13 protein-coding genes are annotated in these 15,438 nt (G+C 54.3%); 5 read left to right on the plus strand and 8 right to left on the minus strand.

Features of this window, described 5'->3' with window-relative positions; all coding sequences use genetic code 11:
• Window positions 1–41 precede the first annotated feature (41 nt).
• Entirely contained in the window at window positions 42–1,025 is a 984-nt protein-coding gene (locus tag Q0932_RS02715; protein ID WP_299349478.1) for a hypothetical protein, read from the plus strand.
• Between the two features lie 76 nt (window positions 1,026–1,101).
• Window positions 1,102–1,788 carry an FkbM family methyltransferase gene (locus Q0932_RS02720; protein ID WP_299349479.1) on the plus strand — a complete coding sequence of 229 codons (687 nt, stop codon included), beginning with the start codon at window positions 1,102–1,104 and terminating at the stop codon, window positions 1,786–1,788.
• Window positions 1,789–1,799: 11 nt separating this feature from the next.
• Here the strand turns inward: Q0932_RS02720 and Q0932_RS02725 are convergent, their stop codons facing one another.
• Window positions 1,800–3,125 (minus strand): sulfatase-like hydrolase/transferase, encoded by a 1,326-nt coding sequence (locus Q0932_RS02725; RefSeq protein WP_299349480.1) that lies wholly within the window; start codon window positions 3,123–3,125, stop codon window positions 1,800–1,802.
• A 274-nt stretch (window positions 3,126–3,399) separates the two neighbouring features.
• On the opposite strand from Q0932_RS02725, the gene Q0932_RS02730 reads away from it, so the two are divergent.
• The gene (locus Q0932_RS02730; RefSeq protein WP_299349481.1) at window positions 3,400–4,338 is read left to right on the plus strand and encodes a hypothetical protein; all 939 of its coding nucleotides are present in this window, start codon (window positions 3,400–3,402) and stop codon (window positions 4,336–4,338) included.
• A 15-nt stretch (window positions 4,339–4,353) separates the two neighbouring features.
• On the opposite strand, the gene Q0932_RS02735 is transcribed toward Q0932_RS02730, so the two are convergent.
• Window positions 4,354–5,241 (minus strand): hypothetical protein, encoded by an 888-nt coding sequence (locus Q0932_RS02735; protein ID WP_299349482.1) that lies wholly within the window; start codon window positions 5,239–5,241, stop codon window positions 4,354–4,356.
• A 17-nt stretch (window positions 5,242–5,258) separates the two neighbouring features.
• Window positions 5,259–6,068, minus strand: coding sequence for a hypothetical protein (locus Q0932_RS02740; protein ID WP_299349484.1), 810 nt, complete (start codon window positions 6,066–6,068; stop codon window positions 5,259–5,261).
• 215 nt (window positions 6,069–6,283) lie between these two features.
• Between Q0932_RS02740 and Q0932_RS02745 the strand changes: the two genes are divergently transcribed.
• Window positions 6,284–8,179, plus strand: a complete 1,896-nt coding sequence (locus Q0932_RS02745) for a glycosyltransferase family 2 protein (RefSeq protein ID WP_299349486.1) — start codon at window positions 6,284–6,286, stop codon at window positions 8,177–8,179.
• Window positions 8,180–8,280: 101 nt separating this feature from the next.
• Here the strand turns inward: Q0932_RS02745 and Q0932_RS02750 are convergent, their stop codons facing one another.
• From Q0932_RS02750 to Q0932_RS02760, 3 genes are all read right to left on the minus strand, one after another.
• On the minus strand, window positions 8,281–9,057 hold the full coding sequence (locus tag Q0932_RS02750) for a hypothetical protein (protein WP_299349488.1): 777 nt from the start codon (window positions 9,055–9,057) through the stop codon (window positions 8,281–8,283).
• A 115-nt stretch (window positions 9,058–9,172) separates the two neighbouring features.
• Window positions 9,173–10,837 carry a sulfatase-like hydrolase/transferase gene (locus Q0932_RS02755; RefSeq protein WP_299349489.1) on the minus strand — a complete coding sequence of 555 codons (1,665 nt, stop codon included), beginning with the start codon at window positions 10,835–10,837 and terminating at the stop codon, window positions 9,173–9,175.
• The gene (locus tag Q0932_RS02760) at window positions 10,834–11,085 is read right to left on the minus strand and encodes a hypothetical protein (RefSeq protein WP_299349491.1); all 252 of its coding nucleotides are present in this window, start codon (window positions 11,083–11,085) and stop codon (window positions 10,834–10,836) included. The genes Q0932_RS02755 and Q0932_RS02760 overlap by 4 nt, the downstream gene beginning before the upstream one ends.
• A 185-nt stretch (window positions 11,086–11,270) precedes the next feature.
• Between Q0932_RS02760 and Q0932_RS02765 the strand changes: the two genes are divergently transcribed.
• Window positions 11,271–12,587, plus strand: coding sequence for a hypothetical protein (locus Q0932_RS02765; RefSeq protein WP_299349492.1), 1,317 nt, complete (start codon window positions 11,271–11,273; stop codon window positions 12,585–12,587).
• Window positions 12,588–12,597: 10 nt separating this feature from the next.
• Here Q0932_RS02765 and Q0932_RS02770 read toward each other — a convergent pair whose 3' ends face one another.
• Complete coding sequence (locus tag Q0932_RS02770; RefSeq protein ID WP_299349494.1) at window positions 12,598–14,139, minus strand: DUF427 domain-containing protein; 1,542 nt, start codon at window positions 14,137–14,139, stop codon at window positions 12,598–12,600.
• Window positions 14,140–14,217: 78 nt separating this feature from the next.
• Complete coding sequence (locus tag Q0932_RS02775) at window positions 14,218–15,429, minus strand: reductive dehalogenase (protein WP_299349496.1); 1,212 nt, start codon at window positions 15,427–15,429, stop codon at window positions 14,218–14,220.
• Window positions 15,430–15,438: the final 9 nt, after the last annotated feature.

A 15,438-nucleotide genomic window follows, 5' to 3' on the forward strand; every position in this document is an offset into this window, starting at 1 on the left:
CCATTTGACCGACACAACGCGATGTTCACGAGGTGCATTCCATGACCGTTGAGAGGATTATCCTTCATGTTGGCACCCCGAAGACGGGGACGACATCCCTGCAGACAGCGCTGGTCGCTCAGGAAGAGGTGCTGGCCAAAGAGGGAATCCGGTATCTAAAATCCTTTCGGGCATCGGTCAGCCACAACAGGTTGATCCAAATGCTCAATCGCGGAGGGGAAGAGGCCAAGAAAGTAAGGCGCAAGACGTTGCGCGAGATTGGTCAAAGTGAGCAATCGACGATCCTTATTTCCACAGAAATTGCCTATGGTATTCGCCCAACCAAAGCGTTGATGACCCTCTTTGAGGAACGGTATCCCGGCAAGGCTGAGATCGTGTTTTACGTCCGCCGACAGGACCTGTTTCTTGAGGCAATGGCCAAACAGAAACTGAAAAGCGGGCATTACAAAGGTGAACTGGATAGTTTTATTGCGGCGCGCAAAAAAAACGGCTTCTTCATGAAGTACATCAAGCGGGTTCAGAAGAACTTTCCGGGCACAAAAATCACTTGCCGCCCCTATGACCGCCGCGAATTGCTGAACGGCGATATCGTGGCGGACTTTATGAGTTTCCTAGGCGTAGACTATCAGCCAGAGGCGGATGAACCCAAAAAATCCATCAATGTAACGCCTTCCAAAGAGCTTGCCATCGCCTTGTCGTTACAAGAGTTCGCTTCGCCCTATCATCGACGAAGCACGATCAGCGAAATCCACCAAAGAGTGCCCAGCCTGTTCAGGTCCAAAGACATTATGGATGCGACAGAACGAAAGGCGTTCCTAGAGGAATTCCGTCAAGACAATCGTGCGTTGTCTCAGTTCAGTGGATACGATGTCGAAGGGTTGTTCAACGACACCGTAGATTTTGAAAAAGAGAGCAACCTGATCACAGACGCGACGGAACAAAAGGACATCATGCAACTTGCGACGGATACGGTTCGGGACGTGGCCTTTGAGCTTCACCCAGCACAGAAACAGGCAGAGGGTTAGCTCCATGCAAGCCGATTTTCTTAAGCAGAAACCTCACCCAACCGCGCAGTTTGACGTATTGAAAGAAGTATAGGGCATGACACAAGAGTCTGAAGTCGCCGCAGTTTTTAATGGGTTCAAAATCCCCAAGTCGCGATACATCAAAGAGGGAACGGGCCACCGATTTGAAGACGGTAAGTACGAGCGTAAAGAGCTCGAGGCGGGCACGGCACTTCTGCGCGAAGATGATCGGATTATTGAGATGGGGGCTGGTCTGGGCGTTGTGGGCGGATACTTGGCCTACAGCAAACCAACGGTCGAGCTTTGGTCATTCGAGGCCAATCCAAATCTCATCCCTCACATCGAAGAGATTTACGGCTTAAACGACCTGGGTCCGCGTGCTCGTGTGAGCAACAACGTCGTGCTGACCGAGGATGATCTGCCCGAGACAATCCGATTTCATATCTATGGCTGCTACCTTGGTTCTTCATTGTTTGACCGACCGGACAAGCCCCGCCCCTCGGTCGAAGTGCCGACGTTTGCGTGGTCCGAGATTTGCGAGAGTTACAAGCCAACCTTCTTGCTAATGGATATCGAAGGTGGCGAACTGGACTTTCTCGAGAACGCAGACCTGAGCGGTTTGCGCACCGTGGTGATCGAATTTCATCCTGACCGGTACGGCATCGACGGAATGAAGCGCTGTAAGCGGATTTTGCGCGGGGCCGGTTTTGAACCTAACAAAGAGCTGAGTACCCGCACCGTTTGGGGCGCCGTCCGGAGCTAGCGATTGCTGCGCTACGTGGTGGCGTTGAATTCGAACCCATGTGACCGACAGCATTCCTCAAGCGCCGCAGACATTGGAGCGTATGCAGGGTGCGAGGGGCCAAGGTCGTGTTGCTGCCAATAGTCCTGATGAATGTCGTAAAGCTGGGTGCTGCCATCTTCATACCGGATGAACCGATAGTCGCCTTTTCTGATCGACGCATTGTCATGATAAAAGGTAGGGACGGCCCTGTCTGCTTCGGTTGCTCCGGCGAGCATTGGTTTGAGGGAACGTCCGGGTAAGTCTGCGTCGGGTGCCGGCAAATCCACAAGATCCAGGATCGTCGGCCCGACATCAAGAAGTGCGACTGGATCGTGAATGCTTTGCCCCTGTTTTGCGTCTGGATCGTAGATGATGAGCGGCACGCGTGCGACCTGTTCCCAGAGCGTCGTCTTGCGGTAGAGATTGCGGTTTCCAAGGTGAAACCCGTGGTCAGACAGAATGACAACAATGGTATTGTTGGCGTGCGCGGATGCCTGCAAAGCTTCCCAAACGCGGCCAAGGTGAAAGTCTCCGTGGCTCAATGCTGAGAAATAGTTTCGAACGCTGCACCGCCACCATTCTTTGTCCCCTTTTTTCAGGAGCGGATTTTCGGGCATATGCTCTGCGGCGTAGTCATTATGGTCGAAACCATCCTGCCATTCCGGCGGCATTTCAAAGTTGTTTACGTCGTACATCTCTTTGAAGCGCGCCGGTGTGACATGCGGCCCATGCGGACTGTAAAACCCGACCTCCCGATAAAATGGCGCATTGCCTTCGTAGTTTTGCAGGAAATCAATCGCAGAATTTGCGGCCTGATGATCGTAATAAGTCACGTCATCTTTTGGATCTGTCGTTGCCCAGCCTTTCCGGTGCCCACCAAAACTCTTTATTTCCAGATGCTTGGGGATACGCATATCACCGTCAAACCGCTTTCTTCTGTCCGAGTAAAGCTGGCGGTGAATGGGGCCTTTCAGCATGCCATTGTTGCTGTGATAGACCTTGCCCCCGGACGAGCAGTAGTATCCGTTTTGCTTGAACGTGGCAGGCCAGACCTCCTGAGGCTGTACCCTGTCAAACAACGCAACATTGTTGTCGAAAATACCGGTCTGATGAGGGGCCTTGCCAGACAACATGCTGGACCGTGAGGGCCCACAAATCGGCGCCTGACAATAGGCAGATCGAAACACCGATGCTTGGTCACAAATGCGGTCAAGGTTGGGTGTTTGCAGGGGCTCGTTGTAGGCAGTTTTTTGGTCCCAGTAAGATATGCAATCGTCAAAACTAACAAGCAGAACGTTTTTTCTTTGTTCCGTCATGCTTTAGTTCCCAAATTTGCCTGTACCAATAATAATCAAAATGGCCGAGAGGTCCTGCTTTCGCAACTTGAAAGTGTCAGAAAGCTGGATTAGCGCCCGGCCAGTCTCGTTCCAACCGATCGCAGCCGTTTTGCCGCCTCTGTTCTGTCGCGATACGCAGCAAATTGTCCAAATTGCAGCGTGTTGTCGCGGCGGCGCCCCTTGCGCCGCTCTTCTCGAAAAGCCTATATCTTAGGTCTGTTCTTGCGAGAATGAGTTTGCGGAGATCCCAAGTATGAGTGAGATTTTGGAAGAGTCTGCGATTGCCGATTTGAGAAATGCCAAGACGACCTTCCTCTGGATCGAAGCAATGGAAGACCTGGTCAATTGCCTTAAAAATGCCTTTACCGAACACCTCAGCCTCGAAGATCGCGCGGTCTACGTTGAAAGAAACGCCACGTTGCTGGTCGTCTTTGAAAGAGTCAGTGATGTACTTGCCAGAGGCGGCGAGCAGATGCCAACGGGATGGGAGCGTGCCAAGAAAGACGGCTTAAGCTATCTGGGTGTGTATGTGGGCGAAGACGACGAAAGTTTCTTTCGCGAAGCGCTATCCCTTTTTGAAGAACTCGCCAGCGAAGGGATTTTTGAAAAGCACAACAGAATTGTGTTCTTTGGAACTAAGGACTTCTGCGGTGTCGCCAGCGCCTTCTCGGCATTTTCGTCCAATTCGACTGTCTTACTGGTTGAACCTCCGCAAGCCGTTATCGATGCGGGTGCGTTGGGGCGTATTGAAAACGACGAGACGCAAATCAATCAGATCCCCCGCAGCAGTATCTACAATGCCCTGAGTGCGGCAGATGGGGTTGTCACTGCGTTCGATCCGAGCGTTTACAAAAACCTTGATCATTTCAAAGGTGAAATTGCCGGGGCTCGGTTTTTCAATTGCCGCCATATGGGGTTCAAGACGGAACTTCATTTGCGCAAACTGCATATCCTCGACAGTCTCATCAGCGAAGTCGCCTCGGAAGATCCGCAATTTGGCAATTTGTATCGGGATCTTAGGATTAGGCGGAAAAGCAGACAGTATTTGCGGCAATTGCTGTTGAAAGCCAACCAAAGCGAAAGACCGTGGTTAGAAGAGCTTTTGTGCAAGCATGTAAGTGCGGAAATGAGCCTTCCGACGTTTACGAGACGGTTGCGCGTGCTTCTGGCTGCCAAAGACCAGCAGGTCTAAGCCAGTCTTGCAGCACTATTCCTGATCCGTTTCGTCCTGCGGTGCCAATCTCGCGACGAACCGTTGTCCGGTTGCTTCCTGCAGGTACCTCCGGGCCGTTTTTAAATGCCCAACATCCTTGAGGTTCTGTTTGTTGCGATAGTGAATCGTGTAGACGTCTTGATCCTCGGGCAGGGATTTTCCTCTGAGTTTACCACCCAGAATAAAGTGCTGCTCTTCAGGCAAGATGTTCCAGTTCAAACCAGCCCGCCTGATCGCTGCCGGCAGCGTCATCTGGTCCAGATAGGGGCGGCGGCGGTCCAGCGTTTCAACCTTGTCCACGATCTGGGCCGTTTCATACCAGACGTCCGGAAAGCGTCCTTTGCCGGTGTCATTTTCAGGAAAAACAACAAGACCCGAGCTGAAATAGGGGATCACCTCGCCCTTGCTGCGCCGCATCAAGGCGTATCGCTCCTCGGGAATATCCATATCGAGGGCGCCATAGATATCATCCCAGATCGACTGTTCAGCCCACAGCATCGAAGCGGCCATGGAACACGAGACATGTCCTTCTTTGATGATGTTGGACGGCTGATTGTCGCGAAGAAACAAGACGTCCGAGTCAACAAACATCGAATAGGTGCTGTCCCGCGGCTCAAGACAGGCGAGGATCTTGTTGCCATGGGGGTAGGCAGGGTCAAACATGCCATCGGTTTTGAAGGTTCGAACTTCGGATCCCATTAGCTCATGCGCCTTCAGCACGCCGGTACTAAGTTCGGAATACCGATGTTCCGGGCAGTACCCGACAGCCTGAACGTCAGCAGGAAAGTGCTTTCGGATCGATGCCAGCAAATTGCAGGCCATCATTTCGTAATCTGGCGGCTCGACGATAAAAAAGATTGTGAGCTCTGGTGTGTCGGACACTGGATTTGCCCCTCGGGTTACTTCAACGCCAGGCTAGGATCGATGCCGACCTGCTTACACATGCGGTCCGCATAGGATCCCTCGAGCGGCACATTCTTACGCCACCAAGGTTTGGTCCCGTTGGTGTAAAGGTGCACCGACAACGTGTTGTCTGTAAAATGCCCTTCCACGCGCCCATAAGGATCATAGAAAATGTCGTTCAGCTGGAATGGCACAGGATACAAATAGTCTGGCGACAGTGCCTTGTCATAGTCACCCGATTGCTGTGCGAAATAGGTAAAGGCCTGGGGTCCAAACGCGGTGCGCTCGGCCTTGTAAATCCGAACGGCGTGCGGTTCGGATGCAAAGCGATCCAGCTTGCGGCGTTGGTTCTTGTTAAACCAAGGCGGCGCCTCGGGCAGATTCTCATAGTAATCGAGCAGCATGTCGATCAACTCGCCCTTTGGCGGGATGTAGACAACGCCGCAGTTCAGGGCGCCGCGGAACCCGTGACCGGCATAGATATGTTGCATCTCGTCAGGAAAGGGCTTGTGGCAGAACGCATCGCAGTCGATCCAGATCGCGTCGGTCTTTTGGATCATCTTGTAGCGAAAGACGTTGGACAGAAACGACGCGCTTGTCTGATCGACGATCGACATGTCGATGTCCATGATCTCGGATGCGGGCCGGATTTCGACGCCTTCAGGCGCATTCTGAACATCATCTGTGCAATACAGCGTGGTCGGATGTCCCGCGAGAATATGGGATTTCAGACAGATCTGATTTAGGTAATGAAGGCTCTCGCCAATCCAAAGAGACGCAACTGGGCGACGGTTTAACTCTACCACAAAATTCCCCGATTCACTTATGATTTGGGGCCGTACTGCTAAGACGGGCCTGTATTTCTTTTGGCTAAAGAAATGACTGTTTTTGGGTTGTTTGTCTAGAGTCTTCGGTGTCTTGCCGAGGGTTGGCCACGGAATTGCCTACCATCTTGAGGGGCGATGTGGCAGTTTACCGGCAAGAACCGGAACACAAGCAAAAATACCGGGACAGAGCGGCAATGAGTAAGAGTAAGCAGAACAAAGGTGGGCAGGGCAAAGGCAAAGCTAAGCCTAAATCCGTTGTTTCCAAGATTTACGGAACCGTCGATTTCCCGGTTAAGCCAAATGTCAGCCCGCATGGGCGCGTTACGGCTGTGTCGATGATGAAAGATGAAGGGCCGTTTGTTCTTGAGTGGGTCGCGCATCACTTGGCGTTGGGTTTCACGGATCTGATCGTCTTTACCAATGACTGCTCTGACGGCACCGATGACATGTTGATCCGGTTGGAAGAGCTGGGTCTGGCCCATCACCGCCGTAACGATATCCCAGAAGGTATCCGGCCACAGCCATCAGCCCTGAAGCACGCGCAGGTGGATCCGCTTGTCTGCGACAGCGACTGGCTGTTGGTGTTCGACGCGGATGAATTCCTCTGTATCCGTCACGGCGATGGCAGTCTGGATGGCATGATTTCCGCAGCAGAAGAGGTGGGCGCCAACGGCATCGTCATCACTTGGCGCATCTTTGGATCTGGTGGTGTGCATGACTGGTCCCGTGATCCGGTGACCGAGCAATACCTGCAAGCTGCGCCGCCGATGTGGAACAAGGGTTGGGGCGTCAAAACCCTGTTCAAGTTCGACCCGGAATACTGGAAGCTCGGCATTCACCGCCCCAAGATCAAGAACAAACACCTCGAAACCGGCTTTCCGGATCAGGTGCAGTGGCTGAACGGATCTGGTCGGCCAATGGAAGACTATTTCAAGTTCCGTGGCTGGCGCTCGATTGTGCGCACCGTTGGCTATGACTGGGCGCAGTTGAACCACTACGCCGTCAAGTCGATCGAAAGCTACGCGATCCGCAAGTTCCGCGGCAACGTGAACCTCAAGAAAGACAAGTACAACTCGGACTACTGGGCGCTGCAGGATCGCAACGAGGTGCATGATGCCTCGATCCTGCGCCATTCCGAACGCCGCAACGAGATCCTCGAGCAATTGCTGACAGATCCGGTTCTGAACGACTTGCACTTCAAAGCGGTTGAAAAGGCCGAAGCACGGCTGGCTGAGTTCAAGGCAACACCGGCTTATGACGAGCTTGTCGCGGGTCTGAAGAAAGCTTCAGAGGTGCCGATCGCCGAAGTTGATGCCAAGCCCCCAAAACCACGCGATGCGGCAAAGATCGCGGCTTTGATGTCTGAGGTCGAAAAGAAGGTTAACCAGAAATCCAAAGGGGAACGCGCTGAGCGCGTGCAACCTGATTGGACCACAGCGGGTGACCTCTATGTAAATGGCACCATCGACATAAGCGGTGACACGCCTCTGCAATACTTCGAGAACCAGAAACTAAAGGTTCCCGCAGACCCGCGTGTTTTCACGCCCGGCACCTTGCAGCGGGTGGTGGATGGAAAATATGAGAGGAACATAGCTCGCGGTCTCGCGCGGATGGTGCCTCAAGGGGCCACTTTCGTCGAGGTCGGTGCCGGTGTTGGGTTCCTTCCGGCGGTCGTGAAAACCCAGATTCCGTCCGCTCAGGTCATCGCGCAGGAAGAAAACACGGCACTGGCAAGTGTGGCCGAGAGCATCTGGGCGATGAACAGCATTGAACCAAGCGACATTCAGCATTCCAAAGACCCCTTGGTACAGACGCAGGACAGCCCGAATGAGGCGTCGGGGTTAACGGACTTACTGGTCGAAGCGTCCAGCAATGTGTTGGTGGTCAGCGACCCAAGCATCAACGCGACGATGCTTGCCACGGCCGTTCAAAAAACCGCGCCAAATCTGCCCAAAGTGATCCTCATAACCGCACGCGCGCTAAACGGCCAGATCAAGCAGAACGTGATCGAGCCGCTTTTGGTTGAGCAGGGTTACAAACTGGAAGCCGAAGCGCCGTTCATTTCAGCGGTGATGTACCGGTTGGCTTGAACGTGGCCGTTGCCTTGAAAGACCGAACTTAGCTCGTGGTCAGACACGAAAAAGCCCGCCCCTGTAAAGGAGCGGGCTGAACATCACGATGCGACCGTGACTTAGAAGAAGAATTTCACGCCAAAATACGGGCCATGCTGGATGGTTTCATACGCAAAATTTCCGCCATCTGTGCTGTAGTCGACGCTAAAGTAGCGATAGCCAAATGTCAGAGCCGTGTTGTCCCAAGGCTGATAGTCAAAGCCCAGATTGACGCTGTATTGAAGGTCATTACCGCCAGCGCCAAAGCCACCTGCGTCAGCCGAAGCCATGGTCGACCATCTATCGTTCAGACGCCACATGCCACGAATGCCGATGACGGGCTCAATCCAATCTTCATCTCCGCCGAAGGTTGGGCCCACCGTCTGGATGGTCTGCTTGATCGAGTTCCAGCGCAATCCGCCCTGAACGTCGATTGCAAAGGGTTTGCCATTCGCAGTTGTGCCGTGAGAAACCCGGTAAGCGCCAAGAAGTGCTGCCCACTTCTGGCGCGAAGTAATCTCTACGTTTCCAACTCCAAGCGGAGACTTGTCCGAGATACCGGCATAGTTGGCGTCAAAGATAACACCCCAATTGCCCTTCCAAGCCTCGTAGCGGCCTGCAGCGGCAAAGTCCAATACGTCCAGGATGTCACCCAAATCCATATCAAAGTCGCCGGAGTTGCCTCCAATTGTCGATGTACCTGTGGTGCTGACCGGAGCAAACAAATAGATCGCGGCGCCATGGCGCCACTCATCGCTTTGGGTCTGTCCGGGCGCTGGCAAGGATTGGGCGGAAACATGGGTTGCGGGGATCAGTGCTGCCGAAAGCAAAAGAGCGGCAATTCTGCAATTAGTCATAATATCCTCACGGTTGGGCGGGTTGTTTTGAGTTCTTGGAAGAGTTTAGCACTCTTAACTCATACCCGCTATGGACGAAGAGCCGGGGCGCAAAAAAGGCTCCAACAGTGTTACCTTATTGCTCAACTGAAGCCCGCTTCAGCATGAATGCTTCCACTGCGGCCTGTGTTTCTGGGCGAAGGTTCTCAATGCCTTCGTAGGGAACACCAAAAGCTGGCGGAACGTCCGGGTACTTCTGTTTGCGCGCCATGTGACGCTCTAGAATACGCACGAACTCTTTACCGCCCCAAGCACCCACTTCGGTCGAGACAGGATACTTCTCATGGGTGTCTCGGTAGACATCAAAGAAATCCGCAAGGATCGGGCTTTCGCCGGGTCCAGGCAGGTTCAGTTTGAGATGGTCCTTGATGATCGCCTTGGGTGAGTGCACCGAGTAAACGATCAGGTGATCGCGACGCCCCTTGGTGTCATCGAGCAAAAGCGATGCCGATTGATCCACGCCATCGACCAGACGATCGCGTGGGATGTGTTTGTCAGAACCGGTAAAGCGCGCCAGCGTGGTGTAAAGGTCCGAGACGTGGATGATGTTGTTCGCAATCGCGTCTTCACCAACCATGCCGGGCCAACGAATAAAGGCGTCAACGCGAATGCCACCTTCCGTGGTCGCGCCTTTGCCCCCACGGAACACCATCGGTGTAAAGCCGGATCCGGGCGAGTATTTGGTGAAGTGACCGTTGTCACCCATCAACACCACAATCGTGTTGTCCGCGATGTCCAGTTTGTCCATCTCGGCCATGATTTCGCCGACCCATGTGTCCAGTTGCTGCAACTTGTCCGCATAAAGACCGCCGTTCGGAGACTCGGGGCCGGTGCGTCCGGTGCGCGTATTGTCCAGCGGGATCAGCGGCCAGTACTGCAGGAAGAATGGCTCATCCTGAGCCGCCAGTTCCCGCATTTTTTCAAGTGTCTGATCTTGATAGCGCTGGTTCATCTCGTCGTATTTATGAGCGTCCCAGGTCTCACCGGGTTCCATGCCAACTTCGCGGATCGGCCCGCCTGCCGCGCCTTCGATACCAAGGACCATTGCCGAGGGATCAGGGCGGAAGAATTCATCCAGAACATATTTGTCATCAAAGTCCTTGATGCCGACAGATACCTGCTCGCGAACAGCCGAGTCAGAGTAAATCGTCAGCTGGCCTTGCTGGTGAATTGGGTGTGCAGCCCAGTCGAAGCCCTGGTTCATGGCCCAGCTTTCGGCGATATCGCCCATGTGCCATTTACCAACGTGTACGGTGTTGTAACCTTCTGCCTTGAGAAGCTCTGCCAGCGTCACTTCGGCACCGGGCAGCCCAAAGCCTGCAATGTCAACTGTCGTATCACCCATGCCCATGCGCACCGGCAGGCGACCGGTGGTAAAGGCCACGCGGGTCGGGGTGCAGGACGGCTCGGTGTACATGCGCGCCATGCGCAGGCCTTGATCCGAAAGCTCGTTGATGAAGGGGGTCGAAATACCGCGAACAGCGTTCAATTCGGGGATACCCATGTCGCCGAACCCGATGTCGTCCACCAAGATGTACAAGACATTCGGAGGTTTGCCTTCGTTGCCTTCTCTAAACTCGGAAAGCATATCATCAACGGCTGCGTTATCCTCGGCCCATTGTTCGGCGTTTTGTGCATGCAGAATGTAGTATTCGGCGTCTTGGACGATTGGATTGTCCTGAGCCACCACTGCGGCACCGATCACGCTCGCTGCAATCGCCGTGCTTAGGATGTGTCTCATTTCGCTTCCTCTTTTGAATGTCTTTTTGGGCTATATGGCTCAAAAATCGCCGATATCTCGTTTTCCAATCCTCGGATTGAATCCATCATGTCTTGTCGTGCCTGCAAATCCAGCTCTGCACCTCGCTGCGCGTAGATCTCCGAAAGTGCTTCGAGGTCATTACATATCTCTGACAAGGTGGCGTTGCGCTTGCGGCTAGCTTCGATCCGGTTGTAAAGGGCCGGAAATCTTGTCTGAAGGTAGCTCACACTTACCACCCTTCCAAGTTTGATCTGATTTGTGCTTGAGCGTGCATTCGTGATTCAAGTCTAAGTTGTCGGTCTGGGGGTGGATAGGTTTGAATAGGTCTGTTACGGTAACAAAGTAGAAATCAGGTGATACAAATCAGTGACCTAAGATACTGATAAATAATCCCTTTCAAAGGCATGCGCTGGTGGATAAATCAAACACGGAAGTCGACGAACGCGCTATTCGCGATGCAGTGAGCCGTATACTTCAAAGTCCGGAATTTGCGCACGCGAAACGGTTACGTGGGTTCGTGGCTTACGTGGTGGGCGAGGCACTCGAGGGCCGCAAAGACTTGATCAGCGCCCGAACAATCGCCCAGGACGTGTACGGCCGTGGCAATATGGAAAACGACTCCGACCTGAGTGTTGTGCGTGTTGATGCTGGCAGACTTCGCCGTCGTCTGGCTGAGTATTACGCCGGAAGCGCACAGGGCGATCCTGTTAGAATTGACATTCCGATGGGGTCCTACAGCCCGGAATTCAGTGTCGGGAAACCGACAATCCCGGCGGACACAACCGATGAAAAAACTGAGCGCCGCGTTACTGGGCGTCTCGCGATCGCGGCCCTTCTGGGGGTATTGGCGCTGTCGATGTTCCTCTTGATAGATCGTGTTCGCGAAGCAAATGTCCCCGCGGTCAACCCCTCTTCCGAAGTGAAATCTGCAACAAGGCGGGCCTTGTTGGAAAAATCACCTTCTGCCTTACAAGCTGCCAATCAAGCCGAGCAGGCGCGTAATCTGTTGTTCCCAGCGCCTGACCCCGTGCGTTTGCAATTGGTGTTGAGCCTCTTTCAGCATGTCATTGATTTGGATGACACATATTTCGGAGGCTATGCAGGAGCGGCACAGGTCACCGGATTGTTGGCGGCGTTGATACCCGAGGGGCCGGATCGGGATGCGGCTTTGGAACAGGCCAAAGCCTTTAGCTCTCGGGCTGTCAGCCTCAGGCCGGATTCGTCTTGGGTTCAATCCGCCGCAGCCTGGGTCGCGCTGTGCGACAGGGATTACGCCACCGCCAAGCGATTGTCTGAAAATGCCCTGGAGTTGAACCCCAATGACCTGCACGCCCGCGAGATTGACGCGTTGATATCGCTCTTCACGGGCGATTTTCAAAGAGCCGTCAAAATGAGCGATCCAGCAAGCTATCTTGCGGCGGGCATCGAGCGGGGAACCAGCCGAAACGTGTTCGCAATCTCCAAGTTCTATCTGGGTGATCCCGCGGAAACTGTGCATCAGTTCGAGATTCTGATTGGCCAGGGCGAACCGATTAGCGAAATCTCAATCTTCTATCTGGTTGCCGCCCTGTGGAAGATTGGCGAGCACGAGGCCGCACGCGATTATGTCTCGTATTATCACAAGGCTTGGTCAAAGGGTCGGGTTGACCAGTTGCTTGCCCGAGTTTTCATCTCAACCGAATATTTGGAAGGGCCGACTGCCCTGTTCCGTGAGGCCGGCGGGTTCTAAGCCAATCGCATCAATCCGAAATCCCAAAACAGGACACGGCCTCGCGGACGTTGTGCAGCTCAACGGCCCCCAGAGGTGTTCCGGGGCACTCGGGTGTTGTGAAATCTGAACTGGCAATGATGCGGTAGCCCGCTTTCTTGCCGAAATCCCCCAGCCGCGCGGCAACATTGGCAGCATGGCCAATCACGGTGAAATCCAACCGTTCGCGCGAACCGATATTGCCATAGGTCACACAGCCATAAGAGATGCCGATCGAGCAATCGGCCTTGTATCCCTCGCTGCGCAATTCAGCCAGACGTGCGACGATCTCTCGGGCGGATGTCAGAGCCTCAAGCCGGGCCTTGGAGGCGTCGCCTTCATTTGGGAAAACGGCCAGAACAGCATCTCCGATAAACTTTAGAACTTCGCCACCATGCGCATGAACGCAATCGGTCACACTGTCAAAAAACGCGTTCAGCATTTCGATGTAGTCGGCTTGTCCCAACTCTTCGACCAGTCTGGAAGAGTCGCGCAGATCACAAAACATGATGGCGGCGTCAATCTCGTCTCCGTCACCGCGGCGAATTTCACCGCCTAGAACGCGGGCACCCGTGCGCTTGCCGACATAGGTTTCTAGAACCCCTCGTGCGGTGTCCCGCAGAGCGAACACTTCAAAAATCCGACTGATCATAAAACTGCATTCAAAGACCAGCCCGAGATTGCCCGTGGTGAAACCGTCGGGGTGGTCGCAGGTCATGGTCAGCACGTTCACTGTGCCATCAGAAAAGAACAGCGGCATGGCGACATAGTCGGTCCCGCCCTCCTTGCGCAGATCTTCGATGATCGGAAAGCTGTTGTCCTCATAATCTACCCCAATCTTCTGCCGCACACCGCCCCGTCCTTGCGAGACATGGTAGAGTGGGCTGTTCACAAAGGCCGGGTGGTCGAAGATTTCATAAGACGGCAGCATCGTTGTCAGTTCGTCCTGCCCCTTGTTCCAGATAAAGTGCCGACCGGCGATAGATGGATGCAGAGACCAGATCATGACGCTGATCCGCGAGACAGAGATGCCGTTTGCCAGCAGCTGATCGGCCAAAGCGGTTGTAAAGGCTTCAGGGGACTCAATGAACGGAGCTGTTCTCAATAACCAGTCGACCAAAGGGGCGCTGATGCTACCTTCGGTCGGGGGCTTCAGTTGGTTCTCACCCAAATCCAAACGCGCCGCCGTGCCCTGCGCAAAGCCGACGTATCCAGCAATCTCCATGCTTTCAGGCAGAGGATTGTCGTAACTCCAGACTGCGTTTGTAATGGCCCCGCCGTCACTTGTCAGATCGCGATAACGTGCTGTGCCTTTGAACGGGCAAAAGGTCTTGAGCTCGGTCGGCTCAGACAAGTCCGCCAGGATATCTTCACGCGGAAAATAGACCGCTGGGGGCAGGCGGGTTTCATACATCACCTGCGCATTTGTTGTTTCGGCAACAAGCCTGTCTCCAAGCCAAGCGCGAACGACCCCCTGCAAGGGTTCGATCCGAATGGCATAGTCCTGCGTTAAGTCACGTTGATGAAGGCTCACCGTGCATATCCCTGTCGTTGGTTGTTGGCTAAAAGATGTGGTTGCCATCGGGGAATGCCAAGTGGTGAGGGCAAAACTTTACGGGCCTGCCCACCATTCTGACGGTTTTGTGCGCCCATCTTGGGGGCGTTTCTTATCCCACCAGAGCGCCAGTTTCCGCCAAGGCGACAAGGCAAGGCGCAGCCAGATACGATCCTGCCAGCGCGAAAAATCCCGGTTAAAGGGACAGACCCGCATGCAGATCGCGCAGTCAGATCGTAGCTTGGCCCAATACCCGAAACAGGCCTTGGCGTCTGATGTCCATTTGCGCACCCCGCGAATGGACGACTGATCGTCATCGCGGGTTGCGGGCGGGCCATAGGGCAGGGCCTTGGCCGGGCAGGCGTCCGCGCATTTGGTGCAGATGTCACAGAACTCAGACACGCCAAGTTTGCCGGGCGCATCATGTGCCAAGGGCAGCGATGTAAAGATTTTTGAAAACCGCAGCCGCGGCCCGAATTCGGGCGTGATGACCATCTGGTTGCGAGCATATTCTCCAAGACCTGCCTTGACCGCATATGGGATCACAAGGCCCGTGTCATTCATGGATCCAACGGCCTCGTACCCCAAGTTGCGGATATAGGCGGCCAGTTGCATGACTATTGCAGCCTCGTGGCTGTATTCACGGCCCGTCGCAGCCCCTGCCAGTGCGCTGGGATAGGTCGCCACTAGCTCGCGGTCCATTTGGTGCCCCAGGACAATCACCGAGGTCATGCCCTCGGGCAAGTCATTAGACGCCTCGGAAAAGTCGCGCACGTCCACGCGCGCTGAATATAGCCAGCGTTCGTCCATCTCGGTGATTCCAGCAAGATCCGCGCCAAAAAACTTGGCGATCCGTTTTATCTCGTCTGCCATCTTGGCCGGGTCATCGATATCGGCCCGTGATTCCGCCACAGGCGTGTCGGCGGCAATCGGTGCCTGGAACCCCTCGCGTCGCCCGTCGGCGGCGCTACGATCCGAGATCACGTCCGAAATCAGCCAGCTGGCATTGCGCAGGGCAAAGTCTTTCTGACGGAAGCCATCGCCTTTGCGATAACTTGCCTGCATTCGGTAGCTTTCGAAGAAGGCATCTGTATGAGGGCTTTTGACAGTGTCGTCCCAAAAGGCCCTCGTGAACATATCGTTGATCTGATTGAAAGGCTCAAAGTCTTCAGTCACGTCGATCCCGGCCGCTGCATCACTCTCTGCGAACCGTTCTTTCCAATCGGCGATTTGTTCATCGCTGACATTTCTGTTGGATGGCCATGCCATGAGTTTTGC

The sequence above is a fragment of the uncultured Shimia sp. genome, from assembly GCF_947498095.1.
Classification (GTDB): domain Bacteria; phylum Pseudomonadota; class Alphaproteobacteria; order Rhodobacterales; family Rhodobacteraceae; genus Shimia.